The sequence below is a fragment of the Mumia sp. ZJ1417 genome (assembly GCF_014127285.1).
In the GTDB taxonomy this organism is placed as follows: Bacteria; Actinomycetota; Actinomycetes; order Propionibacteriales; family Nocardioidaceae; genus Mumia.
In genome coordinates this window covers 1833888-1858795 of the sequence record NZ_CP059901.1, presented here as the reverse complement: position 1 = coordinate 1858795, position 24908 = coordinate 1833888, and the positions used below count along the sequence as shown (strand labels likewise).

Genomic DNA, 24908 nt, shown 5'->3' with positions numbered 1-24908 from the left:
GCCACCGCCTACTCGGCCGGCGAGGACTTCGGCTCCGGCGGCGGCGCGTCGACGCCCGCCTCCTTGCGCTGCGCTGCCGTGATCGGCGCAGGCGCACCGGTCAGCGGGTCAGCGCCCGAGGCCGTCTTCGGGAAGGCGATGACGTCGCGGATCGTGTCGGCGCCGGTCAGCAACGCCACCACACGGTCGATACCGAGGGCGATGCCGCCATGCGGGGGCGGACCGAACTGGAACGCCTCGAGCAGGAAGCCGAACTGCCCCTGCGCCTGCTCCGGGGTCAGCCCGAGCACCTCGAAGACCCGCTCTTGCATCTCCGAGCGGTGGATACGGATCGAGCCGCCACCGAGCTCGTTGCCGTTGAGCGTGATGTCGTACGCCTGGCTCAGCGCGGTGCCCGGGTCCTTGTCGAACGTGTCGGCGTACTCGGGCGCGGGAGCCGTGAACGGGTGGTGGATCGACGTCCAGGCCTCGTGCGAGTCGTCACCGACGTACTCGAACATCGGCGCGTCGTTGACCCACAAGAACTCCCACCGGTCGTGGTCGATCAGGCCGCAGCGCTCGCCGATCTCCACGCGGACCGCCGCGAGCAGCGCCTTGGCGGTGTTGTACTGGTCGGCCGCAAAGAAAATGCAGTCACCGGGCTTCGCGCCCGCGTGCGCCACGAGGCCCTCGCGCTCGGACTCGGACAGGTTCTTGGCGACCGGCCCGCCGAGGGTTCCGTCCTCGTTCACGAGCACGTACGCCAGCCCCTTCGCGCCGCGTGCCTTCGCGAACTCCTGCCACGCGTCGAGCGTGCGGCGCGGCTGGTCGGCGCCGCCGGGCATCACGACCGCGCCCACGTGCCAGTGGCGACCCTTCGGCGCGAACACGCGGAAGGGCGTGTCCGTGAAGTAGTCGGTGAAGTCCACAAGCTCGCAGCCGAACCGCATGTCGGGACGGTCGATGCCGAAGCGCGCGACGGCCTCGGCGAACGACATCCGCGGGATCGGCAGCGTGATCTCGTACCCGAGGATCTCGCGCCAGATGCGCGCGAGGATCTCTTCGGTGAGAGCGTAGACGTCCTCCTCCTCGAGGAAGCTCATCTCGATGTCGAGCTGGGTGAACTCGGGCTGACGGTCGGCCCGGCTGTCCTCGTCGCGGAAGCATCGCGCGATCTGGTAGTAGCGCTCCATCCCCGCGACCATGAGCAGCTGCTTGAACAGCTGCGGCGACTGCGGCAGCGCGTACCAGGTGCCGGGACGCGTCCGGGCCGGTACGAGGAAGTCGCGCGCGCCCTCAGGCGTCGACGCCGTGAGGTTCGGGGTCTCGAACTCCAGGAAGTCGTGCTCGGCCATCACCTCGCGGATGATCCGGGTGACGGCGGCGCGAGTCCGCAGGTTCTTGGCCATCTCGGCCCGGCGCAGGTCGAGGTAGCGGTACTTGAGGCGGACCTCCTCGCCCACCGGGCTCGCGTGGAACTCCTCGACCGGGAACGGCAGCGGCGCCGACTCGCTGAGGACCTCCACGGTGTCGGCGATCACCTCGATCTCACCGGTCGGAAGGTTGGGGTTGTCGTTGCCCTCGGGACGCAGCTCGACGGTGCCGACGACCTTGAGGCAGAACTCGCTGCGCAGCGGGCGCGCAACCTCTTCGTCGCGGATCACGACCTGGGCGACGCCGGACGCGTCGCGCAGGTCGATGAAGGCCACTCCCCCGTGGTCGCGGCGTCGCGCCACCCAGCCGGCCAGCGTGACGCGGGTCCCGGCGTCGGTGGCGCGCAGGCTCCCTGCGTCGTGGGTGCGGATCACGATGTTGCTCCTCGGGTGTCGAGTGGGGTGATGACGGCAGGGCGGAGATCGTCCGCGGGCGGGGTCCAGGTGTCGCCGTCGGCATCGGCCTGGTCGCCGCTGCGGATGTCCTTCACCTGGTCGGCTCCGTCGCCGGCCGCGGGGAACCAGACGTACGGGATGCCGCGGCGCTCGGCGTACCGGATCTGCTTGCCGAACTTCTGCGGCGAGGCAGCGACCTCGGTGGGGATGCCCCGGGCGCGCAGTCGTCCGGCGATCGCGTTGCTCGCCGGACGCGACTCCTCGTCGACAAGAGCCACGAGGACGGCCGACGGGACGGCGCGTGAGGTGGTGAGGTGGCCGCGCGAGACCAGCGGGACCAGCAGTCGGGTCACTCCGAGCGAGATGCCGACGCCCGGGTAGACGTTGCGGCCGTCGTCGGCGAGCTTCTCGTACCGACCGCCGGAGCAGATCGAGCCGAGGTGCTCGAAGCCCTCCAGCTCGGTCTCGAAGACGGTGCCCGTGTAGTAGTCGAGCCCGCGCGCGATCCGCAGGTCGGCGGTCACCGAGACGCCCTCCAGCCTCACCTGGGCGAGCGCGTCCACGAGCTGGGTCAGCTCGTCGATGCCCTCGTCGAGCAGGGGGTCGCTCACGCCGAGCGCCCGGACCTGGCCGGCGAAGGACGAGTCGCGGCTACGGATGGCGGCGAGCGCGAGGCACTTCGACGACTGCGCGGGGTCGAGCCCCTCCTTGGCGAGCAGCTCGCGGATCGTGTCCTCGGGCAGCTTGTCGAGCTTGTCCATGACCCGCATGACGGCAGCGGTGTCTTCGACGCCGAGGCCACGGTAGAAGCCTTCGAGAAGCTTGCGGTTGTTGACCTGGATGCGCAGCGGCGGCACCGGCAGACCCGAGAGCGCCTCGGCCATCACCGTCGCGATCTCGACGTCGAAGTGGAACGGCAGCTCGTCCTTGGCGACCACATCGATGTCGGCCTGCACGAACTCGCGGAAGCGGCCCTCCTGCGGACGCTCGCCCCGCCACACCTTCTGGATCTGATAGCGCCGGAACGGGAACTCGAGCTTGCCGGCGTTCTCGAGGACGTACCGCGCGAACGGCACGGTCAGGTCGTAGTGGAGGCCGATCCCGGCGTCGCCCTCGGAGTCGGCCGCCTGGAGGCGTCGCAGGACGTAGACCTCCTTGTCGATCTCGCCCTTGCGCAGGAGCTGGTCCATCGTCTCGACCGCGCGGGTCTCGACCGACGCGAACCCGTGCAGCTCGAAGGTGCGCCGCAGGTGGTCGAGCACGTGCTGCTCGGCGAAGCGGTCGGCGGGGAGGAACTCCGGGAACCCGGACAGTGGTGTCGGACGTGCCACGTCAGGCTTCCTCTCCACCGCTGGGCGCGTACTGCGCGACGAAGGGGTTGGTCGCGCGCTCGCGCCCGACCGACGACTGGCCGCCGTGTCCGGGGAGCACGGTGACGTCGTCCGGGAGCCCCATGAACGACCGCAGGCTCGCGGCCATCTCGTCCATGTCTCCACCGACGAGATCCGTACGGCCGATCGAGCCGGCGAACAGGAAGTCGCCGGTGAACGCGACCTGGGAGACAGGCTCGTCGCCCGTGTAGTCGACGCGGTAGACGACAGTGCCCGGCGTGTGACCCGGCACGTGGTCGACCGTGAACCGCAGGCCCGCGGCCTCGATCACTGTGCCGTCGGTGGCGTCACGGACGTCGGCGGGCTCGTGGAACTCGGGGACGTCCTCCAGCCCGAACTGGGCGCGCAGCATCGACGCCGACTCGTTCGAGATCGCCGCCATCGGGTCGGCGAGGAGGTGACGGTCGGCGGGATGGATCCACACCGGCACGTCGTACTCCGCGGCGACGTCGGCCGCCTGCCACATGTGGTCGAAGTGGCCATGGGTCACGAAGACGGCGACTGGGGTGAGGTTCTGCTCGGTGACGACGTTGCGGATGCCCGTGAGCGAGTCCATGCCGGGATCGACGATCACGCACTCGGCACCGGGTCCGCGCCCCACGAAGTAGCAGTTGGCCGCCAGCGGGCCAGCGGGAAAAGCGGCGATCAGCACACGGGACAGCGTACGCGAGCGGCCGCAGCGCCTGCGAATCGCTGGGGGTCGACGACCAGGACGCACGGGCGCATAGGCGACCATCGTCCGGACTTCGACGCCTTCGGCCCGATGTGCTCCTAGACTGTGCCCGACACAAGCGACAAGGTGGAGACGTGAGCGAGATTCCCTCGAACCCTGCTGAGGCCTGGGGCCGCATCGACGACCAGGGGACGGTCTATGTCCGCACGCGCGAAGGCGAGCGGGTCGTCGGCCAATGGCCTGACGGTGATCCAGCCGAGGCCATGGCGCTCTTCACCCGCCGGTACGAGGGGCTGGCCGTCGAGGTCGAGCTCCTCGAGAAGCGCATCGCCTCCGACAGCCTCTCCCCCGACGACGCCCGGCGCGCCGTCGCGCAGGTGCGCGAAGCCGTCGACAACGCGGCGGCCGTCGGGGACCTAGAGGCGCTGAGCGACCGGCTCGACGCCCTTGCCCCGGTGATCGAGGCCCAGCGCGAGCGCCGCAAGGCCCAGCGTGCCGAGCGCGCTGCCGAGGCGGCCGTCCAGAAGGAGGAGATCGCACGGACCGCTGAGCAGATCGCCACCTCCGACGACTGGCGTCACGGCGCCGACCGGCTGCGCGAGATGCTCGAGCAGTGGAAGTCGCTCCCCCGCCTCGACAAGGCGGTCGACGACGAGCTGTGGCACCGGTTCTCCACGGCCCGTACGGCGTACACGCGCCGCCGCAAGGCGCACTTCGCCGAGCAGAACGAGAAGCGCGGTCAGGCCCAGAAGATCAAGGAGAAGCTGGTCGTCGAGGCTGAGGCGCTCGCCGAGTCGACCGAGTGGGGGCCGACCGCCGGCAAGTTCCGCGACCTGATGGCGCAGTGGAAGGCCGCCGGTCCTGCGCCGCGCGGCATCGACGACCGCCTGTGGAAGAAGTTCCGCGGCGCCCAGGACACGTTCTTCGGGGGAAGGGACGCCGCCAATGCGGCGCTCGACGCCGAGTACGCCTCCAACGCCGAGGTGAAGCAGCAGATCCTCGTCGAGGCCGAGGCGCTCCTCCCCATCACCGATCTCGACGCCGCCCGGACCGCGTGGCGCGGCATCACCGAGCGGTGGGAGGCGGCCGGCAAGGTTCCGCGGGCGCAGATCAAGGAGCTCGAGGGTCGGCTTCGTGCCGTCGAGAAGGCCATCTCCAACGCCGTCGACGACGAGTGGCGACGCTCCAACCCCGAGACCAAGGCCCGCGTCGACGACACCGTCAGCAAGCTCGAGAAGGCGGTCGCCGACCTCGAGGCCCAGGTGGACGCCGCGAAGGCGGCCGGCAACGACCGCAAGCTCAAGGAGCTGCAGGAGTCGCTGGAGGCCCGCCAGGCCTGGCTCGACCAAGCCCGGAAGTCCGCCGAAGACCTGACCTGACGCAAGGCCGCGCCGAGCCTTTCGGTGGTCGAGTAGCGCCGAAAGGCTTGGCGCTACTGGTTGACGCGGTAGACGTCGAAGACGCCTTCGACCGTACGGACGGCCTTCAGCACGTGACCGAGGTGCGCGGGGTCGCCCATCTCGAACGTGAAGGTCGACTTCGCGACGCGGTCGCGCCCCGTCGACAGCGACGCCGACAAGATGTTGACGTGCTGGTCGGACAGCACACGGGTGAGGTCCGACAGCAGCCGCGCCCGATCGAGCGCCTCGACCTGGATCGCGACGAGGAACATGCTCGACGCGCTCGGAGCCCACTCGACGTCGACGAGGCGCTCCTCCTCCTTGAGCAGGCTCGAGGCGTTCGTGCAGGTACGCCGGTGCACCGAGACTCCCTGTGCGCGCGTGACGAAGCCGATGATCTCGTCGCCCGGCACCGGCGTGCAGCAGCGCGCCAGCTTGATGGCCACCGAGCCGTCCATGCCCTTCACGATGACGCCGGCATCACCGCGGCGTACCCGGCGACGCCGCGACGACTCGTCGGGGACGATGACGGCCTCGGCGAGGTCCTCGCTCGCCCCCTCCTCGCCGCCGAGCAGCGCGAGCACCCGCTCCACGACGTTCTGAGGGCCGACCCGCCCCTCGCCCACCGCCGCGTACAGGGACGACACGTCAGCAAGGTGCAGGTCCTTCGCCACCGTCGCGAGCGTCTCGTGCTTGAGGAGTCGCTGCAGCGGCAGGCCCTCCTTGCGCATCTGGCGGGTCAGCGCGTCCTTGCCCCGCTCGATCGCCTCGTCCCGGCGCTCCTTGGTGAACCACTGCTTGATCTTGTTGCGGGCGCGTGGACTCTTGACGAACTCGAGCCAGTCGCGGCTCGGCCCCGCGCCGGGAGCCTTCGAGGTGAAGACCTCGACCGCGTCGCCGTTCTCGAGCTTGGACTCCAACGACACGAGACGGCCGTTGACGCGTGCGCCGATCGTGGTGTGCCCGACCTCGGTGTGGACCGCGTACGCGAAGTCGATCGGCGTCGACCCCGCCGGCAGCCCGATGACGTCGCCGCGCGGCGTGTAGACGTACACCTGGTCGGACAGGTCGAAGCGGAGGCTCTCGAGGAAGTCCTGGGACTCCTCGTTCTCCTGCTGCCACTCCAGCAGCTGCCGGATCCAGGAGAGGTCGTCCGTGCCCGAACCACCGGAGTCGGCAGCACCCTTGCCGCCGTCCTCCTTGTACTTCCAGTGGGCGGCGACACCGTACTCGGCGCGGCGGTGCATCTGCTGCGTCCGGATCTGGAGCTCGACCGCCTTGCCCTGCGGGCCCACGACCGTCGTGTGCAGCGACTGGTACATGTTGAACTTCGGGATCGCGATGTAGTCCTTGAACCGCCCGGGCACAGGGTTCCAGCGGGCGTGGACCACACCGAGGACGCCGTAGCACTCCGCGACCGACTCGACGAGCACGCGGATGCCGACCAGGTCGTAGATGTCGGCGAAGTCGCGGCCTCGCACGATCATCTTCTGGTAGATCGAGTAGTAGTGCTTCGGGCGGCCGGTGACTTTCGCCTTGATCTTGGCGTTCTTGAGGTCCTCGGTCACCTGGGTGATCACCTGGGACATGAAGTCCTCGCGAGACGGCGCCCGATCGGCGACCAGTCGCACGATCTCGTCGTACACCTTGGGGTGGAGCGTCGCGAACGAGAGGTCCTCGAGCTCCCACTTGATGGTGTTCATGCCGAGCCTGTGGGCCAGCGGCGCGTAGATCTCGATCGTCTCGCGAGCCTTGCGCTCCTGCTTGTCCTGGCGGAGATAGCGCAGCGTCCGCATGTTATGGAGGCGGTCGGCGAGCTTGATGATGAGAACCCGGATGTCGCGGCTCATCGCCACGATCATCTTGCGGATCGTCTCAGCCTCGGCGTTCTCGCCGTACCGGACCTTGTCGAGCTTGGTCACCCCGTCGACCAGACGCGCGACCTCCGCGCCGAAGTCCTTGGTGAGCTGGTCGAGCGTGTAGGGGGTGTCCTCGACGGTGTCGTGCAGCAGCGCCGCCACGATCGTCGGCGGCGTCATGCCGAGCTCGGCCAGGATCGTCGAGACCGCCAGCGGATGCGTGATGTAGGGGTCGCCGCTCTTGCGCTTCTGGCCGCGGTGCATCTTGGCCGCGATCTTGTAAGCGCGGACGATGACCGTCGCGTCGGCCTTGGGATGGTTGGTGCGGACGATGCGCAGAAGCGGGTCGAGAACGACAGGGTTGTCCGCCGACGAGCGGCCGCTGCCGAGCCTGGCCAGGCGGGATCGCACCCTCGCCGGAGTCGGGACGGACTCCTTGCGAGGCTCTGACTCGGTCCGCGCTCGATCGGCCACAGGCACCTCCGCCTCCATCGTAGGCCGCCATCCTAGGGGGCAACGGCCAGGACCGTGCGGCGGTCCCGCAGGAGCGGTGGACTATCCGAGCAGCATCGCGAAGACGGTCGCGCCGCCTGCGAGGACGAGGGCGACAACGACGACGACGGCGACCAGCTTGGTGCTCTCAGGGCTCACGCGCAGCATCGTACCGGGCACCGCCCGGGCGCCCGACCGGTCAGTACGTCCGCAGCGCCCCGAAGCGGTCGTGTGACAAGCGCGCACGGCCGCCCAGAGCACCGATCTCGAGGACGACGATGTTGGCGACGACCTTGGCGCCGGCCCGCGAGATCAGCTCGTCGACCGCCGCCATCGTGCCGCCGGTGGCGAGGACGTCGTCGACGACGACGACGCGGTCGCCCGGCGCGAGCGCGTCCTGGTGGATCTCGACGGTCGCCGAGCCGTACTCGAGGTCGTACTCGACCCCGTACGTCGCAGCCGGCAGCTTGCCGGCCTTGCGGGCCGGGACGAACCCGGCGCCGAGCGCGAGGGCGACAGGGGTCCCGAAGATGAACCCGCGCGCCTCGATGCCGACGACCTTGTCGATGTCGCCGGCGGCGATCTCGCGGCCGGCGGCGGCCAGACCCTCGACAGTAAGCCGCAGCCCCTCTGGGTCGGCGAGCAGCGGGGTCACGTCACGAAAGACGACCCCCGCGTCAGGCCAGTCCGCGATGTCACGGACGAGAGTGTCGAGCGCCTCGGTGAGGCTCGACGGCATCAGGCGGTGCCGTTCTCGTCCTGGGGACGCTCGGCCGGCTCGGCGGTCTCGTCGACCGCGGGCGTCGCGGAGTCGTCGATGATCTTCGCGACCACGTTGCGGTGGACCTCGATCTCGACACCCGGCGCGACCGACAGCGTCATCGAGTCGTCACCGAGCCCCACGACGGTGCCGAAGATGCCGCTCGTGATCATCACGCGCGACCCGATCTGCACCTTCTGCTGCATGTCGACGAACTCGCGGCGCCGCTTGCTCTGCGGCCGCATGATGAAGAAGTAGAAGACGAGGACGAGCAAGATGATCGGCAGCAGGGCTGCAACGTCGTTCACGGTGGCTCCAGGCGTGATGGTCGGGCGCTATGTCGTGCGTAGGAAAGTCTAGCGGTCGCCCCTCAGTCCAACGGCAGCGTGGGATCGGTCGCCGGCCTCGGCGCCCGCAGCCCGAGGTGCTCCCATGCGGCGGGCGTCGCGACCCGGCCCCGCGGCGTCCGTGCCAAGAACCCCTGTCGTACGAGGAACGGCTCGGCCACCTCCTCGACCGTCTCGCGCTCCTCCCCCACGGCGACGGCCAACGTCGACACCCCTACCGGCCCGCCCGCGAAGCTGCGGCAGAGCGCGTCCAGGACGGCGCGGTCGAGGCGGTCGAGCCCGAGCCGGTCGACCTCGTACAGGTCGAGGGCACGATGGGCGATGTCGAGGTCGACGACACCGCTCCCCCGCACCTCTGCGTAGTCGCGCACGCGGCGCAGGAGACGGTTGGCGATACGCGGGGTCCCACGGGAGCGCGAGGCGATCTCGAGGCCGCCCTTGGGGGTGGTCTGCACACCGAGGAGCGCGGCGGAGCGCTCGACGATGCGGTGGAGCTCGCTCGCCTCGTAATACTCCAGCTGCGCGGTGAACCCGAACCGGTCACGCAGCGGCCCGGGCAGGAGCCCCGCGCGCGTCGTCGCACCGACGAGGGTGAACTGCGGGATCTGCAGCGGGATCGCTGTCGCCCCTGGGCCCTTGCCGATGATGACGTCGACCCGGAAGTCCTCCATCGCCATGTAGAGCAGCTCCTCGGCGGGCCGCGACATGCGGTGGATCTCGTCGACGAAGAGGACGTCGCCCTCGTTGATGCCCGAGAGAATCGCTGCGAGGTCGCCGGCGTGCTGGATCGCCGGGCCACTGGTGAGCCGCAGCGACGTGCCGAGCTCGGCCGCGATGATCATCGCCAGCGTCGTCTTGCCGAGCCCCGGTGGACCGGAGAGAAGGACGTGGTCGGGGGTGCGCCCGCGGCCGCGGGCCGCGGTCAGGACGAGCGTGAGCTGCTCGCGGACACGCTCCTGGCCGATCAGCTCCTCGAGCGAGCGCGGCCGCAGCGCCGCCTCGTACGCCTGCTCCTCCGAGACGACCTCGGGGCGTACGAGCCGTGCTTCGAGCTCAGCCTGCTCGGCGGCGTCGAGGTGTCGGGCGTCGAGATCATGGTCGTCCATGGGTGCGGGCTCCTCCCTCATGCCTTCGAGAGCGTACGCAGGGCTGCGCGCAGCAGGACGGACACGTCGACCGTCCCGGCGTTCTCGACCTGCTCGGCGGCGACGGCCACGACAGCAGCGACGGCGTTATCGGCCTCGCGGGCGCTCCATCCCAGGCCGACGAGCGCACCGTGGACCTGGGGACGCCAGTCGGCCTCGCCCGGAGCGGCGGCCGCTGCGGCGGGAGCCGCCACCGTGCGTACGGCGCCGATGCGGTCCTTGAGCTCCAGCACGATCCGCTGCGCTCCCTTGGTCCCGATGCCAGGCACCTTCGTGAGCGACTTGAAGTCCTCCTCGGCGATCGCCCGTCGCAGCCCCTCGGGGCCGAGCACGGCGATGATCGCCTGGGCGACCTTCGGGCCGACACCGCTCGCGGTCTGGGCGAGCTCGAACGTGTCGCGCTCGTCGTCGTCCCCGAACCCGTACAGCGTCATCGAGTCCTCGCGCACCACCAGGCTCGTCGCCACCTGCGCCTGCTCGCCGTGCCGCAAGCCGGCGAGGGTGCCGGGCGTGCACTGGACGAGCATGCCGATGCCGCCGACGTCGAGCACGGCGGAGTCGAGGGCGGTGGCGGCGACCGTGCCGCGGACGAAGGCGATCATCGGGCCTTCCTTCTGTGGGGAGCGGGGGCAGCAGGGGGGCTGCTGGGGATCCGTGAACGGATGGGCTCGGCGGCGGTACGGGTCGGGCCGCTCGGCTTCCGGGCGGCGGCGAGCGCGGCATCGAGCCGGTTGACCGAGGTGCCACGCCATACGTGGCAGATGGCGAGCGCGAGTGCATCCGCGGCGTCAGCGGGCCTCGGCGCCACCTCCAGGCCGAGGATCCGCGTGACCATGGCGGTGACCTGGGCCTTGTCAGCGCGGCCGCTGCCGGTGACGGCGGCCTTCACCTCGCTCGGCGTGTGGAGCGCGACGGGGAGACCGCGGCGCGCGGCGGCGACCATCGCGACGCCGCTGGCCTGCGCGGTGCCCATGACCGTGGAGACGTTGTTCTGGCTGAAGACGCGCTCGACGGCGACGACGTCGGGCTCGTACGTCTCGATCGCCTCCGACAGCGCGCGCTCGATCGCGAGCAGGCGCAACGCGACGTCGTCGCCCGCGGGAGTCCGGATCACGTCCACGGCGATCGCCCGCAGCGGTCGTCCGACGCGTCCTTCGACGACGCCGACGCCGCACCGCGTCAGGCCGGGGTCGACGCCCAGGACGCGGATCATGGCCGTCACGCGCGGCCTCCCGGCGCACACCACAGCGAACACATGTTCGACACCCTAGCGGCGACCGGCCCAGCGGGTGAGCCGACGCGCCGAGGACGCCGACGACCCCTCCGCCGGGGCGGAGGGGTCGTCGGTACGGCGGTGGCGGAGCAACTACTTCTTGAAGGCGTCCTTGACCTTCTCGCCGGCCTGCTTCAGATCAGACTTCGACTGGTCGCCCTTGCCCTCGGCCTCCTGCGCCTCGTCACCGCGCGCCTTGCCGGCGGTCTCCTTGGCCTTGCCCTTGAGGTCCTCGCCCTTGTTGCTGAGCTTGTCGTCGAGACCCATCGCAGTCATCTCCTCAAGATCGGTTCTCCGTTACAGAGGAGGGGTACCCAGCCGGCGCCGCACTACACGTCAGCCGTCGCCACCGCCACCGCCGTCGCCGCCGCCGAATCCACCGCCGCCGCCGATGCCGCGGTCGGAGTGTCCCGCCCCCTGCCCTGGCGCACCCCAGCCTCCCCTGGTGCCCGGGCTGCGTCGGGGACGGTACGGCGCGTGCGACGGGTCGTCTACCGTGCTCGCACCCCACGGCAGGGCGTACAGCGCCTTCGCGATCTCCTTGATCCGGCGCTCCGTGTCGCGGCGCCCCGGCGCGGGCTCCACGTGCATCACGACGCCGTTGCAAGTCACAACGATCGGGCGCCATCCGAGCTCGGCCACCGCTGGTGGTCCGGCCGCCGCGCCGGCGAACTCCGGCATCCACGGCACAGGATCACCGAAGTCAGTGCGCCGCCGACGTGCGATCCGCCAGAACGTGCCTCCCGCTCGCAAGATGTCCATGGGTCATCCTGGCTCCGGGACGGTGCGAGTGGAAGAGATCGGGAGAATGCGTCAACCGATCACGGGGGTCCGAACCCGATGAAGGTGTAGCCCGGGCCGCGCCCAGGTTCGCCCCACGCGCTGGTCGTGCCGAGGCTGAGACGCGGGCCGTACGGCACGTGCGACGGATCGTCCGCCGTGCTGGCGGCCCACGGCAGGGCGTACAGGGCCTCGGCGATCTCCTTGATCCGGCGCTCCGTGTCGCGGCGGCCCGGCGCGGGCTCCACGTGCATCACGACGCCGTTGCAGGTCACGACGATCGGGCGGCGCCCCAGCTCGGACGAGGTGGGTGGCTCGGCCACGCCGCCGGCGAACTCCGGCATCCACGGCACAGGGTCATCGACGTTGGCGCGCCGCCGCCGGGCGATCCGCCAGAACGTCCCTCCCGTCCGCAGGATGTCCATGCCTCATCGTGACACCGCGACCGTGCGGGCGGAAGAGATCAGGACGAAACGCCCGAGCTGCCCTGCCAGTCCGGGCCGAGCTGGTACGGGTCACCGGACGTGTCGACGAGCGTCGTCCGCGGGCGACGGCTGATGTCCTCGATGAGGGCCCGGATGCGCGCCCGTGAGGCTCGCCAGCCCTTGACGCGCTCCGTCCCGACGACGGTGCCGCCGCGGCAGACGACGATCGTCCACCCGAAGAACACCGCCCGGGCGAGCGCCACGACGGGCAGCAGCATGAGCAGGATCGCGAGCTCCAGGCCGAACACCATCATGCAGATCGCACCGAGCATCAGCACGGGCAGGAGGAAGACCAGCCACAGGGTCAGCAGGATCGGGTCGTCGGGGAGGTACGAGCCCCCTCCGCCGGTGGGAGGCAGATAGTCGAGCAGCTCTTTGGTGCGCATCCGCCACGGCATCCACCGCCGCCGCACGCGCCACTTCACGCCGTCGGCGTCACGGACCTTCATCGGGGGATCTCCGCCGGCCCCGGTCAGCCGACCTGCGCCATGACCTCGTCGGAGGCGTCGAAGTTGGCGAAGACGTTCTGGACGTCGTCGCAGTCCTCGAGCGCGTCGATGAGACGGAGCACCTTGCCAGCGGCGTCGGCGTCGACCTCGACCGTCATCGACGGCACGAACGACGACTCGGCGGAGTCATAGTCGATGCCTGCGTCCTGCAGCGCCGTACGGACGGCGACGACGTCACCGGCCTCGCTGATCACCTCGAACGAGCCGTCATGGTCGTTGACGTCCTCGGCGCCGGCGTCGAGCACGACCTCGACGACGTCGTCCTCGGTGAGGGTCTTGCCCTCCTGCTCGGCCGGGACGATGACGACGCCCTTGCGGGAGAACATGTAGGAGACCGAGCCTGGATCGGCCATGTTGCCGCCGTTGCGGGTCATCGCCGTACGGACCTCCATGGCCGCGCGGTTCTTGTTGTCGGTGAGGCACTCGATGAGCAGCGCGACACCACCGGGGGCGTAGCCCTCGTACATGATCGTCGTGTAGTCGACACCTGCGCCGTCGAGCCCGCCGCCGCGCTTGACCGCACGGTCGATGTTGTCGTTGGGGACCGAGGACTTCTTGGCCTTCTGGATGGCGTCGTAGAGCGTCGGGTTGCCCGTGGGGTCGGGTCCACCGGTGCGCGCGGCGACCTCGATGTTCTTGATCAACTTGGCGAACATCTTGCCGCGCTTGGCGTCGATGACCGCCTTCTTGTGCTTGGTGGTCGCCCACTTGGAGTGGCCTGACACGGGATCCACCTGCTCTCGCTCTACGACTGCGGGACGATCGCGTCTCGCGACCGCCCTCGATCCTATCGCCCGCGGGTGTGACGTCACTCGCGCCACCGGCGGGCGCGACCGCTCCCCCGCGCCTGGGGTCAGATCAGCGCGCCGCGTGCACCGTACGGACGAACATGCGGTGCAGGCGGTCGTCGTGCCCGACCTCGGGATGGAACGACGCGGCAAGCAGCACGCCTTGGCGGACTACTACGGGGTGCGCGCCGTCCTCGCCCCGGTCGACGCTCGCGAGCACCTCGACGCCGGGACCGCAGCTCTCGACCCACGGGGCACGGATGAACACCGCGTGCATCGGCGCGTCGAGCCCTTCGACGCGCAGGTCGGTCTCGAAGGAGTCGACCTGCCGCCCGAACGCGTTGCGCCGCACCGTGACGTCGAGCCCTCCGAACGTCTGCTGGCCCGCAGCGCCGCCCTCGATCCGGTCGGCAAGCATGATCATGCCGGCGCAGGTGCCGAGGACCGGCATCCCCGCGGCGATCCGCTCCCGGATCGGCTCGCGCAGGTCGAAGGCCCGCGACAGCTTGTCGATCGTGGTCGACTCGCCACCGGGGACGACGAGCGCGTCGACCGCTGCCAGCTCGCTCGTCCGTCGTACGGTCGACGGCTCGGCACCGCTGTCGGCCAGCATGCGCAGGTGCTCCCTGACGTCCCCCTGCAGCGCGAGGACGCCGACGCGCACGGCGCTCACGCGTCGCCGCCGCCCGCGCGCCGGTGCCAGAAGGCTCGGACCTCGATACGGCCCTCGTCGAAGTGCGCCGCCAGACCGTGCGCGTCGAGCGCGGCGAGCACCTCCTCGCAGAGCGGATCGCCGTCCGCGATGTTCGCGGAGTCTGGATGCCACGCGTTCAACTCGAGCATGCCGTGGTCGACGGCGTGCCAGACGTCCGACGGAGTGAACCAGACGACGCCTCGTACGGCGCTCCCCTGCCCGGACGGCCCGCGCAGAACGGCGGCTGCGGCCCAGTGGTCGTCGACGCCCTGGAGGACGACCAGGCCCGCGGACTCCAGGCTCGCGAGCGCAGCCTGGAGGGCGTCGTAGTCCGTACGGGGCGGCCAGGTCGCCTGCTCCTCGGCGAGCGCCTGCCGCGCGTCGTCGACCAGGCGCTGGGCCTCGCCTTCGGGGTCGTCGAGCCCGGCGTCCTCGCGAGCAGCGACGGCGACGTCCCGTACCCAGGCGTCCGGCGCGGTCAGACCCGCCCGTACGAGGACCCGCGCGTAGCTGCGCAGGGCCTCGGCGTCGGTCAGCTTCGGGGCCGAGAAGAAGGGCACGCGCTCACCAGCCACGCTCGGCGAGCCGGTGCGGCTCCGGGACGTCCTCGACGTTGATCCCGACCATCGCCTCTCCGAGCCCGCGGGAGACCTTCGCAATCACGTCGGGGTCGTCGAAGTAGGTCGTCGCCTTCACGATCGCCGTCGCCCGCTCGGCCGGGTTGCCGGACTTGAAGATGCCCGAGCCGACGAAGACACCCTCGGCGCCCAGCTGCATCATCATCGCCGCGTCGGCCGGGGTCGCGATGCCGCCGGCGGTGAACAGCACGACCGGGAGCTTGCCCGCGGCCGCGACCTCCTTGACCAGCTCGTACGGGGCCTGGAGCTCCTTGGCCGCCACGTACAGCTCGTCTGCGGGCAGGTTTTGCAGGCGCCGGATCTGGTCGCGCAGCGTCCGCATGTGCGTCGTGGCGTTGGAGACGTCGCCGGTGCCGGCCTCGCCCTTGGAGCGGATCATCGCCGCGCCCTCGGTGATGCGGCGGAGCGCCTCGCCGAGGTTGGTCGCGCCGCACACGAACGGCACGGTGAACGCCCACTTGTCGATGTGGTGGGCGTAGTCGGCCGGCGTCAGCACCTCGGACTCGTCGATGTAGTCCACCCCGAGCGACTGCAGCACCTGCGCCTCGACGAAGTGACCGATCCGCGCCTTGGCCATCACCGGGATCGACACCGCCTCGATGATCCCGTCGATCAGGTCCGGGTCGCTCATCCGCGCCACGCCGCCCTGCGCGCGGATGTCGGCCGGGACGCGCTCGAGCGCCATCACGGCGACCGCGCCGGCGTCCTCGGCGATCTTGGCCTGCTCCGCGTCGACGACGTCCATGATGACGCCGCCCTTCAGCATCTCGGCCATGCCACGCTTCACGCGGGCCGTGCCGGTGCCCTGGTCGACGCTCTGGGCGGTGTCGGCAGGAGTGGTCGCGTGCTCGGTCATCGGTGTCACCTCGGGTCGGACGGCGGAGTCGGCCTCATCGTACGTCCGCGGCGGAGGACTCCTGATCCGGTCCGGCGATCGGGCGCTCCTTGCCGACGAGGTGCGGGGGCGGGGTGTCGTCGAAGGCCATCCGGTACGGCCAGGGCGCATGCCCTGCCAGCCGGGCCCAGCGGACGATCCGCTTGCGGCGCATGCGCTCGGTGCGCGCGACCAGGTCGTCGTGGAAGCGGTGGGCGAGCTGGACGCGCTCGCAGGCGTCGCCGAGGTCGCCGAGCATCTCGCGTTGCGGCTCGTCGGCCGAGGCCCACAGGGCGTCGACGTCGTCGGCGTCACCGAAGACGGTCCGCATGACCTCGCTCAGCGCCGTCTCGCGCTCCTCCTGGTCGACCTGGCCGATCGCGGCGCGGGCGGCGTCGGCGGCCTCCACGGCGACGAGTGCGCTCGCGGGGTCGAGGACGCCGCTGGTCGCGACGTTGCGCAGGCAGGTCGAGCGGTCGAGAAGCTGCCGATCGAGCGAGGCCTGGGCGGTGGCGAGGCGGATGTGCAGCCGGTCGAGCCGACCCGCCGTCGACGACAGCGCGACCGTGATCGCGGCGACGACCGCCCCGATGACGAGAACCCACTCCAGGGTGCTCATGCTCCGCCTCCTCCCAGCACGGTCTCGTACACGCTGATCACCTGGGGAGCGACCACACTCCAGTCGTACCGCCGTACGGCCTCGCGTGCCACCCCCGCGCGCTCCTCGCGTCCGGGGTCGTCGAGAGCGTCGACCAGCGTCTTGGCGAGCGAGACCGGGTCCTCGTTGGCGAACAGCGCGCCCAGGCGCCCGTCCTCGAGCACGTCGGCGAACGCCCTGATGTCGCTGGCGACCACCGGGGCTCCGGCGGCCATCGCCTCGATGAGCACGATCCCGAAGCTCTCTCCCCCGGTGTTCGGGGCGACGTAGACATCCGCCTCCGACAGCAGCCGCGCACGCTCCTCGTCGGAGACGCGCCCGACGACCTCGACGTGCTCACGCAGGCGCTCGGGCACCATCGCAGTGCCGACGCGCGGATCGCCGGCCCCTGCAACGATGAGCCGCAGGCCCGGGAACCTCTCGATCACCGCCGGGAGCGCGTCCAGCAGGACCGGGAGTCCCTTGCGGGTCTCCTCGAACCGACCGAGGAACAGCAAGGAGAAGGTCGAGCTCTCTCCAGCACGGCGCTCTGTCCCGCTGAAGTCGTCGACGAACAGGCCGTTGGGGATGATGACGGAGTCGCCGCCCTGGTAGTGCGCGACCACACGCTGCGCCTCGCGCGAGACGGTGATGCGCGCGCTCAGCTTCTCCATCGCCGGACGCAGCAGCGGCTCAGTCGCCGCCAGGGCCCGCGAGCGGCCGATCGACGTGTGGATCGTGGCGATCGAGACGCCGCTGGCCAGGCTCAACGCGATCAGCGACACGCTCGGCGTCGCCGGGTCGTGCACGTGGAGGACGTCGAAGTTGCCGTCGCGCAGCCAGCGCCGGGTCCGCGCCATCGCGATCGGTCCGAAGGACACCCGCGCGACCGCGCCGTTGTAGCGGACGGGCAGCGCACGCCCGGCCGGCGTCACGTACGAGGGAAGGTCGTCGTCGTCCGCGGCCGGGGCGAGCACGGAGACGTCGACCCCCAGCTCGCTCATCGAGCGCGTCAGGTCCAGGACGTGGTTCTGGACGCCGCCTGGCACGTCGAACGAGTACGGGCAGACCATCCCGATCCTCATCGTGCTCCCCCCTTGCCCGGCCGCCCTCCGTCGTCGCGCCGGTCCACCTCGAAGACGCGCTGCAGCATGTGCCAGTCGGCGGGACTGCGCCGGATGTCGGTGGTGAAGACGTCGGCGACGTCCTGCGTCATCGCCACCAGGCCGTCCTCGCCCGACCGCGTCTCGATCGGCTCGTGCACGGTCATGCGCAGCCGGCCCGCGTCGTCGTCGTAGCGCGAGGTCGCCACGAACAGCGTCGCACCCGTCTGCTGCGCGAGGAGGGCGGGGCCCACCGGCATCCGCGCCTTCTCGCCGAGCAGGTCGACGGGGATCCCGCTGCGCGACATGTCGCGGTCGGCGAGCAGGCATACGAACCCGCCCGCCCGCAGGTGCTCAGCGAGCTGCGGCATCGTTGGCGGGCCACCGGTCAGCGGGAGCACGGTCATGCCGATGCGCTCACGGAACGCCACGAACTCGTCGTACAGGCGCTCGGGCTTGAGCCGCTCCATCACCGTCATCAGCGGGACCTCGTGGGTGCACGCCCACGCCCCCATGAGGTCCCAGTTGCCCATGTGCGGCAGCGCCGCGATCATCCCGCGCCCCGCGTCGCGCAACGCGTACACACGCTCGGCATGGTCGACCACGATCGCGTCGTCGACGGCCGCGACGTCGCCGGTGAAGCGCGGCAGGCGGAACACCTCGCCCCAATAGCGCAGGTAAGACCGCATGGCGTCGCGCGTCACCGCGTCGAGCGTGGCCGCATCGGCGTCCGGCACCGCGCGCGCAAGGTTCGAGCGGAGGCGCTCGATGCCGCTGCCGCCACGGCCGTACAGCTGGTCGGCAGTCACCCGCAGCGCTCGGTCGACCACGGGCTGCGGGACGTGCACGGCGAGGTTCCACCCAGCCCGGTACGCCGCCGCCTCGACGTGGGTGCGGGTCCTCGCGACCGCCGTCCTTGCGGCCTGGGTGGGTCGGATCATGCCTGCGCCAGCGCCTGTCTGCGAACCATGAGGATCCGTTGCACGACGGTGATGGTGCTCGCCACCGCGAGAGTCCACAGCACGATCGTCCTCAGCACGGGAAGGTCGAACAGACCCGAGAGACCGGTCATCGCGAGCACCGCGACCAGTCGGTCGGACCGCTCGGCGATCCCGCCCTTGGCCTCCATGCCGAGCGCCTCGGCGCGCGCTCGCGCGTACGAGGTGAGCTGGCCTCCGACGAGGCACCACAGCGCGACGCTCGTCATCAGGAGGTCGTTGCCGTCACCGGCGTACCAGAGGACCAGGCCGCCGAAGATCGCCGCATCGCCGATCCGGTCGAGCGTCGAGTCGAGGAACGCGCCCCATGCGCTCGAGCGACCCGACTTGCGGGCCATCAGGCCGTCGACCATGTCGGAGAAGACGAAGGCGGTCACGACGAGGACACCGACGAAGAACTCGCCTCGCGGGAAGAACCACAGCGCACCGGCCGTGACGCCCAGCGTGCCGACGAACGTCACGACGTCGGGGCTGATGCCCAGCTTGAGGAACAGGTCGGCGATCGGGCTCATGATCTTGGCCCAGGTCGCCCGGAAGCGTTCGAGCATCAGGCGTCCCACGCCTTCACGAGCAGGTCACGGGTCTCGGCGAGCAGCTGCGGCAGCACCTTGGTGTGTCCCGTGACGGTGATGTAGTTGGAGTCGCCCATCCATCGCGGCACGACGTGCTGGTGGAGGTGTTGCGACAACGACCCGCCGGCGACCGCGCCGAGGTTGAGACCGACGTTGAACGCCGCCGGCCCGCTCACCCGCTTGAGGACCCGCACGGCCTGCTGGGTCATCGCGGTCAGCTCGTGCGCCTCGTCGTCGGAGAGCTCCTCGAGCTCGCCCACGTGCCGGTTGGTGACGACCATGAGGTGGCCCGGGTTGTACGGGTGCAGGTTGAGCACCGCGTACACGTGCGCTCCCCGCGCGACGATCAGCGTCTCGTCGTCGGCGCGCTCCTGCATCCGGCAGAACGGGCAGCCCTCCTCGCGCGGACCCTCATCGGTGATGTACGCCATCCGGTGAGGGGTCCACAGACGGTCGAACCCCTCGAATCCCGCATCGGGACGGCCCCACGGATCACCCGCCCCGACCTCCGAGGTCATACCTGAACCCGGTCGGTGACCGCCTGGACGATCCGTGCGACCGCGTCGTCCACGTCCACGCCGTTGTCCTGGTCGCCGCTGCGGTAGCGGAAGGAGACGGCACCGGCCTCGACGTCGTCGTCGCCCGCGATCAGCATGAACGGGACCTTCTGGGTCTGGGCGGTACGGATCTTCTTCTGCATCCGCTCGTCAGACTCGTCGACCTCCACCCGGATCCCGTGCGCCTTCAGGCGCGCAGCGACCTCGTACAGGTAGTCGACGTGGCGCTCCGCGATCGGGATCGCGACGACCTGGACGGGTGCCAGCCACGGAGGGAAGGCGCCCGCGTAGTGCTCGACGAGCACGCCGAGGAACCGCTCGATCGACCCGAACTTCGCCGAGTGGATCATCACCGGCTGCTTGCGGGAGCCGTCCGCCGCGGTGTACTCCAGGCCGAAGCGCTTCGGCTGGTTGAAGTCGTACTGGATCGTCGACATCTGCCACGTCCGGCCGATGGCGTCGCGGGTCTGGACGGAGATCTTGGGGCCGTAGAAGGCGGCACCACCCGGGTCGGGCACCAGCTCGAGACCGCTGGCGACCGCGACGTCGTGGAGGACCTTGGTCGCGACCTCCCACTCCTCGTCGGAGCCGATGAACTTCTCGAGGTTCTGGTCGTCGCGCGTCGACAGCTCGATGTAGTAGTCGTCGAGCCCGAAGTCGCGCAGCAGTCCGAGGATGAAGTCGAGCAGGTGGCGGACCTCGTCGGCGGCCCCCTCCTCGGTGACGTACGAGTGGGAGTCGTCCTGACTGATCATGCGCACACGGGTCAGGCCCTGCAGGACGCCCGACTTCTCGTCGCGGTAGACCGTGCCGAACTCGAAGAGGCGCAGGGGCAGCTCACGGTACGAGCGGCCTCGCGAGGAGTAGATGAGGTTGTGCATCGGGCAGTTCATCGCCTTGAGGCGGTAGTTCTGACCGTCGACGTCCATCGGGGGGAACATGCCCTCGCCGTAGTACGGCAGGTGGCCCGACGTGAAGTAGAGGTCCTCCTTGGCGATGTGCGGGGTGCCGACGTAGGAGAAACCCTCCTCGATGTGGCGCCGGCGGACGTAGTCCTCCATCTCGCGCTTGATCACGCCACCCTTGGGGTGGAAGACCGGCAGCCCCGGGCCGATGAGGTCGGGGAACGAGTAGAGGTCGAGCTCGTTGCCGAGCCTGCGGTGGTCGCGACGCTGCGCCTCCTCGATGCGGTGGAGGTGCTCGGCGAGCGCCTCCTTGCTCTCCCAGGCGGTGCCGTAGATGCGCTGGAGCTGCTTGTTCTTCTCGCTGCCCCGCCAGTACGCGGCGGCGCTGCGCATCAGCGTGAATGCCGGGATGCGCTTGGTCGTCGGCAGGTGCGGGCCGCGACATAGGTCGGTCCAGGCGACCTCGCCCTTGCGGTTGAGGTTGTCGTACATCGTGAGCCCGCCGGAGCCGACCTCGACGCTCGCGCCCTCGGCCGCACCCTCCAGGTCGCCGTCGCCGGCGGTGCTCTTGAGGCCGATCAGCTCGAGCTTGTACGGCTCGTCCGCGAGCTCGACGCGCGCCTCGTCGTCGTCGATCGGGCGACGCGAGAACCGCTGGTTCTCCTTGACGATCTTGCGCATCCGGGACTCGATCTTCTCGAGGTCCTCAGGGGTGAACGGCGTCTCGACGTCGAAGTCGTAGTAGAAGCCGTCTTCGACTGGCGGGCCGATGCCGAGCTTGGCCGCGGGGAACAGGTCCTGGACCGCCTGCGCCATCACGTGCGCCGTCGAGTGGCGCAGGATGTCGCGACCGTCCTTGCTGGAGATGGCGACGGGCTCGATCGTGTCGCCGGGCTCGAGGTCGTACGAGAGGTCCTTGAGGGCTCCGTCGACCTTCACGGCGATGACGTCGGGATCCTCGGCGAAGAGCTCCCACGCCTTCGTACCCGTCGCCAAGGCGCGGTCCTGTCGACGCGCGGGACCGACGACGGTGACGTTGAGCTCGGACACGGTGCTCCTTCGGGACGTTCGAGACGGGTTGGCTCGATGCTATCCGCCCCGGCCGTCACGCCGCGCACCCGATTCAGCGCCAACCAGCCAGCCAGCCAGCCAGAAGGAGATTGATGTAGACGCGACCGAGGGGCGCGAGGAGGTTGACGTCGTCACGGAAGACGAGGTCGACACCGATGCCGACGCCGATGCCGAGGAGCAGGGTGACCAAGGCCCAGGAGTCACGACGAGCGCGGTCAGGTTCCACGTATCCACGGCGTCGCAAGCGCCGCGACAGAGATGGCGCCGAGCGTCACGCCCCCGTCACCGGAGCAACCGGCTCGGGTGCGACGTCCCGCGAATCGCGGCGCGCGGGCTGCGCGGCACGCATCCTGCGGAGGAGATGGCGGGCGTCGCGGTCGACGCCCTGGATCATCGCCGAGGAGACCGCGTACTGGAGCTCGAGCCCGAGGAAGGACAGGCCGGGCACCGACGAGACGCCGCGGTCGTGGAGGGCCTCGCCGTCGTCGCCGAAGGCACCGGGCACGTCCAGGAACCGGTGGTCCGGACGCGACCCGGTGCACCAGACGACCGTCGACACGTCGGGCGCCTCGTCGTCGCACGAGACCGCCCGGCCACCCACGACCGACTCGATCCTGTCGATCTGGACGACCCCAGCGTCCTCGAGATCGGCCAGCTTGTTGCGGACGAGCATCACGCCGTGGCCCTCGGCCTTCGCCATGAAGCGTCGCCCCATCGGCGTGCGCCGCGTGAGCACGCGCCGAAACACGAACATCACGATCGGCGTCATCACGCGGCCGGCGACGCCGTCGATGTCGAAGGGGACCTGACCGGGGTGCCGTCCGGCGAGCCAGGTCCGATGCCCGGCGTCCGCGGCCTCGAGCGCGACGTCAGTCCCGGAGTTGCCGGCACCGACCACCAGGACGCCGCCGGGCGCGAGCTGGACCGGTCCGCGGTAGTCGAGCGAGTGGATCTGCCGGACGGCGGGATCGAGGTCCGCCGCGAGCGCGGGGACGATCGGAACCGCGTGCGCGCCGGTGGTGACGACGACCTTGTCGGCGAGGTAAGGCCCCGCGTCCGTCTCCACCCGGAACCCCTCCCCCTCGCGGGTCACCCGGCGGACCGGCTCGCCGGTCCTGACCGGGATCTCGAAACGGCGCGCGTACGCCTCCAGATAGTCGGCCATCTCGTCGCGCGTCGGGAACCCCCGCGCGGGGATCCGCCAGCCCGGCAGGCTCGCATACCGCGGCAGGCTGAAGAGCCGCAGCGAGTCGTACCGGCGGCGCCACGAGTCGCCGACCCGAGGCGCCGCCTCCAGGACCACGAAGTCCTCGTCGGCGCACTGGAGGCGGTATCCCATCACCAGCCCGGCCTGACCGGCACCGATCACGACCGTGCCAACCTTCTGTTCGCTGCCCTGCGTCTCGGTTCCCTGCGTGCTCATGGCTCCCCCTCGTCGTCGGGTTCGACGCTAGGAGCGCAAGGAGCGGCGCCGCTTCCGTCGGACGCACCAATCCGACGCCGGGCACATGGGTAGTTCTGCCCACGAGGTGCTCAGACGAGGCGGTGCTCGAAGGCGTACGCGGTCGCGGCGGCACGGTTCGGGAGTGCGAGCTTGCCGAAGATGTTGCTCAGGTGCCGCGCGACGGTCTTCTCCGAGAGGACGAGCTCGGCCGCGATGGCACGGTTCGTCGCACCGGTCGCGACCAACCGGAGCACCTCCAGCTCACGCGGGGAGAGGGGGCCGGACGCCGCGGCGTCGCCTGCGACGCCGAAGGGGGTCCCCACGGCTCCCAGCCGGTCGAGCGCCGCGCGTGCGGCGTCGGCCTCCATCACGGCGGCGTCGGTGTCCCCCAGAGCGTCGCAGGCCCGCGCGACGAGGCTGCGTGCCCGTGCCGCCTCGTACGGCGCATCGACGTCGCGCCAGAGCGTCCAGGCCCGTCGCAGTCTCGGCAACGCTGCTCGCGCGTCCCCACGAGCGAGGAGGACGGCGCCGCTCGCGTGCTCGACGAGCGCCCGCAGGAACGGCGGAGCGTCGGGTCCGCCCATCGATGCGAGCGAGACGGCGGCGTCCTCGGCCGCTCCGACGTCGGCCATAGCGAGGCAGATCTCGACCCGTGCCGCGAGCTGCAGCGGACGTGCACGGGGATCGTCAGATTCTTCCCCGAGCACGCGATCGAGGCCGGCCAGCGCCACATCGGGCCTCCCCTGGGCCAGCCGCAGGAGCGCAAGTCCGGGTTGGACCTCGAGGCCGAGCTCCGACGCGCGCTGGTACGCCGCCTCCGCGTCGGCCAGGCGTCCGCGCAGTCGCGCGAGCTCGCCCACGCGGTAGTGGGCCGCGGCCACGGCCGGCTCCGGCCGTACGTCGAGGAGCACGCACGCCTCGTCGGCTCGCTCGGCGGCCTCGCTCCAGTTGCCCCGCAGCTGAAGGATCTCCGCACGGTGGACGAGACAGGTCCCGCGGTAGGCGACGGCACCGCGGTGCTCGTCGACCCACGCGGTCAGGGCGCGCGTCCACTCCTGCGCACGCGCGAGGTCGAAGTGGCCCATGCACATGTCGATGACCGCGCAGTACAGCAGGCCGGCGACCTGAGGCTGGACCCGGCCCGCGGAGACGTAGGTCATCGCCTCGTCCATCACGGCCGTGCACTCCGCGTCGCGGCCGAGCAGGTGCAGGCACCGCCCACGTCCGAGCAGCGCGAGCACCAGGACGTCGGTCTCGCGTTCACGCGCCGCGATCTCGACCGAGCGCTCGAAGTCCGGGAGCGCGCCGGCGGGGTCTCCGCCCCACATGCGTGCCACCGCGGCCTGCTGCGCCAGCATGCCCTGCACCCGCGGGTCGTTGTCGTCCGCGAGCCGCCGCAATCGCGCCGTCCATCCCTGCGCCTGCGCGATGTCGCCGCGCATCATCAGGTGCCACCCGATCCAGAACCCGCACACGACGGCGTCCGCACGGCGTCCGCCCGCGACGTAGTCGTGCAGGGCACGCTCGCGCAACGGCACGACCTCGTCGTCGCGGCCGAGCATGAAGGCAGCGACCGCGAGGCGCTCGAGGTCCTCGGCCGGCAGATCGTGCTCGCGGTCGGCGTCGCGCAACGTCTCGTACTCTGCAGGCCAGTCCGGCACGTGCTCAGCGTACGACCGCGCAGGGCACCGTGGTGCTCCGTTGA

27 protein-coding genes are annotated in these 24908 nt (G+C 70.6%); 1 reads left to right on the top strand and 26 read right to left on the bottom strand.

All coding sequences use genetic code 11. The annotated features are described in order from the left end of the window. Positions 1-8: 8 nt before the first annotated feature. The 3 genes from aspS to H4N58_RS08960 are packed head-to-tail and all read right to left on the bottom strand — an operon-like array spanning position 9 to position 3851. On the bottom strand, positions 9-1787 hold the full coding sequence (gene aspS, locus H4N58_RS08970; RefSeq protein WP_167251801.1) for an aspartate--tRNA ligase: 1779 nt from the start codon (positions 1785-1787) through the stop codon (positions 9-11). Then, a complete protein-coding gene (gene hisS, locus H4N58_RS08965) occupies positions 1784-3139 on the bottom strand; it encodes a histidine--tRNA ligase (RefSeq protein WP_167008944.1) in 1356 nt (451 codons plus the stop codon). The genes aspS and hisS overlap by 4 nt, the downstream gene beginning before the upstream one ends. Before the next feature lies 1 nt (position 3140). After that, a complete protein-coding gene (locus H4N58_RS08960) occupies positions 3141-3851 on the bottom strand; it encodes an MBL fold metallo-hydrolase (protein ID WP_167251802.1) in 711 nt (236 codons plus the stop codon). A gap of 155 nt (positions 3852-4006) precedes the next feature. Between H4N58_RS08960 and H4N58_RS08955 the strand changes: the two genes are divergently transcribed. Further along, positions 4007-5251 carry a DUF349 domain-containing protein gene (locus tag H4N58_RS08955; RefSeq protein WP_243845166.1) on the top strand — a complete coding sequence of 415 codons (1245 nt, stop codon included), beginning with the start codon at positions 4007-4009 and terminating at the stop codon, positions 5249-5251. Between the two features lie 53 nt (positions 5252-5304). Here H4N58_RS08955 and H4N58_RS08950 read toward each other — a convergent pair whose 3' ends face one another. The 23 genes from H4N58_RS08950 to H4N58_RS08840 all read right to left on the bottom strand — a co-directional run bounded on the left by H4N58_RS08950 (position 5305) and on the right by H4N58_RS08840 (position 24864). Continuing rightward, the gene (locus H4N58_RS08950; protein ID WP_167251803.1) at positions 5305-7623 is read right to left on the bottom strand and encodes a bifunctional (p)ppGpp synthetase/guanosine-3',5'-bis(diphosphate) 3'-pyrophosphohydrolase; all 2319 of its coding nucleotides are present in this window, start codon (positions 7621-7623) and stop codon (positions 5305-5307) included. Between the two features lie 199 nt (positions 7624-7822). Then, complete coding sequence (locus H4N58_RS08945) at positions 7823-8362, bottom strand: adenine phosphoribosyltransferase (RefSeq protein WP_167008935.1); 540 nt, start codon at positions 8360-8362, stop codon at positions 7823-7825. Continuing rightward, positions 8362-8691, bottom strand: coding sequence for a preprotein translocase subunit YajC (yajC, locus tag H4N58_RS08940; protein WP_167008932.1), 330 nt, complete (start codon positions 8689-8691; stop codon positions 8362-8364). Before yajC ends, H4N58_RS08945 begins: the two co-directional genes overlap by 1 nt. Before the next feature lie 62 nt (positions 8692-8753). Further along, the gene (ruvB, locus tag H4N58_RS08935; RefSeq protein ID WP_167008929.1) at positions 8754-9836 is read right to left on the bottom strand and encodes a Holliday junction branch migration DNA helicase RuvB; all 1083 of its coding nucleotides are present in this window, start codon (positions 9834-9836) and stop codon (positions 8754-8756) included. A gap of 17 nt (positions 9837-9853) precedes the next feature. Beyond that, the gene (gene ruvA / locus H4N58_RS08930) at positions 9854-10477 is read right to left on the bottom strand and encodes a Holliday junction branch migration protein RuvA (protein WP_167008926.1); all 624 of its coding nucleotides are present in this window, start codon (positions 10475-10477) and stop codon (positions 9854-9856) included. Next, positions 10474-11088, bottom strand: a complete 615-nt coding sequence (gene ruvC, locus H4N58_RS08925; RefSeq protein ID WP_208322549.1) for a crossover junction endodeoxyribonuclease RuvC — start codon at positions 11086-11088, stop codon at positions 10474-10476. The genes ruvA and ruvC overlap by 4 nt, the downstream gene beginning before the upstream one ends. 153 nt (positions 11089-11241) lie before the next feature. Next, on the bottom strand, positions 11242-11424 hold the full coding sequence (locus H4N58_RS08920; RefSeq protein ID WP_347877951.1) for a CsbD family protein: 183 nt from the start codon (positions 11422-11424) through the stop codon (positions 11242-11244). 60 nt (positions 11425-11484) lie between these two features. Next, positions 11485-11910 carry a hypothetical protein gene (locus H4N58_RS08915; protein ID WP_167008923.1) on the bottom strand — a complete coding sequence of 142 codons (426 nt, stop codon included), beginning with the start codon at positions 11908-11910 and terminating at the stop codon, positions 11485-11487. 59 nt (positions 11911-11969) lie between these two features. After that, a complete protein-coding gene (locus tag H4N58_RS08910; protein ID WP_167008920.1) occupies positions 11970-12353 on the bottom strand; it encodes a hypothetical protein in 384 nt (127 codons plus the stop codon). A 38-nt stretch (positions 12354-12391) separates the two neighbouring features. Next, positions 12392-12862 (bottom strand): hypothetical protein, encoded by a 471-nt coding sequence (locus H4N58_RS08905; protein WP_167008917.1) that lies wholly within the window; start codon positions 12860-12862, stop codon positions 12392-12394. Between the two features lie 23 nt (positions 12863-12885). After that, positions 12886-13647 (bottom strand): YebC/PmpR family DNA-binding transcriptional regulator, encoded by a 762-nt coding sequence (locus tag H4N58_RS08900; RefSeq protein WP_167008914.1) that lies wholly within the window; start codon positions 13645-13647, stop codon positions 12886-12888. 133 nt (positions 13648-13780) lie between these two features. After that, positions 13781-14383: a pyridoxal 5'-phosphate synthase glutaminase subunit PdxT gene (gene pdxT, locus H4N58_RS08895; RefSeq protein WP_167008911.1), complete on the bottom strand. Its 603-nt coding sequence runs from the start codon at positions 14381-14383 to the stop codon at positions 13781-13783. Continuing rightward, on the bottom strand, positions 14380-14964 hold the full coding sequence (locus H4N58_RS08890; RefSeq protein ID WP_243843135.1) for a hypothetical protein: 585 nt from the start codon (positions 14962-14964) through the stop codon (positions 14380-14382). The genes pdxT and H4N58_RS08890 overlap by 4 nt, the downstream gene beginning before the upstream one ends. Positions 14965-14968: 4 nt before the next feature. After that, on the bottom strand, positions 14969-15898 hold the full coding sequence (gene pdxS, locus H4N58_RS08885) for a pyridoxal 5'-phosphate synthase lyase subunit PdxS (protein WP_167008908.1): 930 nt from the start codon (positions 15896-15898) through the stop codon (positions 14969-14971). 34 nt (positions 15899-15932) lie between these two features. Further along, the gene (locus tag H4N58_RS08880; protein ID WP_167008905.1) at positions 15933-16535 is read right to left on the bottom strand and encodes a hypothetical protein; all 603 of its coding nucleotides are present in this window, start codon (positions 16533-16535) and stop codon (positions 15933-15935) included. Beyond that, a complete protein-coding gene (locus tag H4N58_RS08875) occupies positions 16532-17638 on the bottom strand; it encodes a glycosyltransferase family 4 protein (RefSeq protein WP_167008903.1) in 1107 nt (368 codons plus the stop codon). The genes H4N58_RS08880 and H4N58_RS08875 overlap by 4 nt, the downstream gene beginning before the upstream one ends. Then, a complete protein-coding gene (locus H4N58_RS08870) occupies positions 17635-18597 on the bottom strand; it encodes a phosphatidylinositol mannoside acyltransferase (RefSeq protein ID WP_167008897.1) in 963 nt (320 codons plus the stop codon). Before H4N58_RS08870 ends, H4N58_RS08875 begins: the two co-directional genes overlap by 4 nt. Continuing rightward, entirely contained in the window at positions 18594-19202 is a 609-nt protein-coding gene (gene pgsA / locus H4N58_RS08865) for a phosphatidylinositol phosphate synthase (protein WP_167008894.1), read from the bottom strand. The genes H4N58_RS08870 and pgsA overlap by 4 nt, the downstream gene beginning before the upstream one ends. Next, positions 19202-19744, bottom strand: a complete 543-nt coding sequence (locus H4N58_RS08860) for an HIT domain-containing protein (RefSeq protein ID WP_167008891.1) — start codon at positions 19742-19744, stop codon at positions 19202-19204. Before H4N58_RS08860 ends, pgsA begins: the two co-directional genes overlap by 1 nt. Beyond that, positions 19741-21738 carry a threonine--tRNA ligase gene (gene thrS, locus H4N58_RS08855; protein WP_167251804.1) on the bottom strand — a complete coding sequence of 666 codons (1998 nt, stop codon included), beginning with the start codon at positions 21736-21738 and terminating at the stop codon, positions 19741-19743. The genes H4N58_RS08860 and thrS overlap by 4 nt, the downstream gene beginning before the upstream one ends. Positions 21739-21811: 73 nt before the next feature. After that, positions 21812-21949 (bottom strand): hypothetical protein, encoded by a 138-nt coding sequence (locus tag H4N58_RS08850; RefSeq protein ID WP_167251805.1) that lies wholly within the window; start codon positions 21947-21949, stop codon positions 21812-21814. A gap of 81 nt (positions 21950-22030) precedes the next feature. Beyond that, a complete protein-coding gene (locus H4N58_RS08845; protein ID WP_167251806.1) occupies positions 22031-23182 on the bottom strand; it encodes an NAD(P)/FAD-dependent oxidoreductase in 1152 nt (383 codons plus the stop codon). Positions 23183-23292: 110 nt separating this feature from the next. Then, complete coding sequence (locus tag H4N58_RS08840) at positions 23293-24864, bottom strand: LuxR family transcriptional regulator (RefSeq protein WP_167251807.1); 1572 nt, start codon at positions 24862-24864, stop codon at positions 23293-23295. Between the last annotated feature and the right edge of the window lie 44 nt (positions 24865-24908).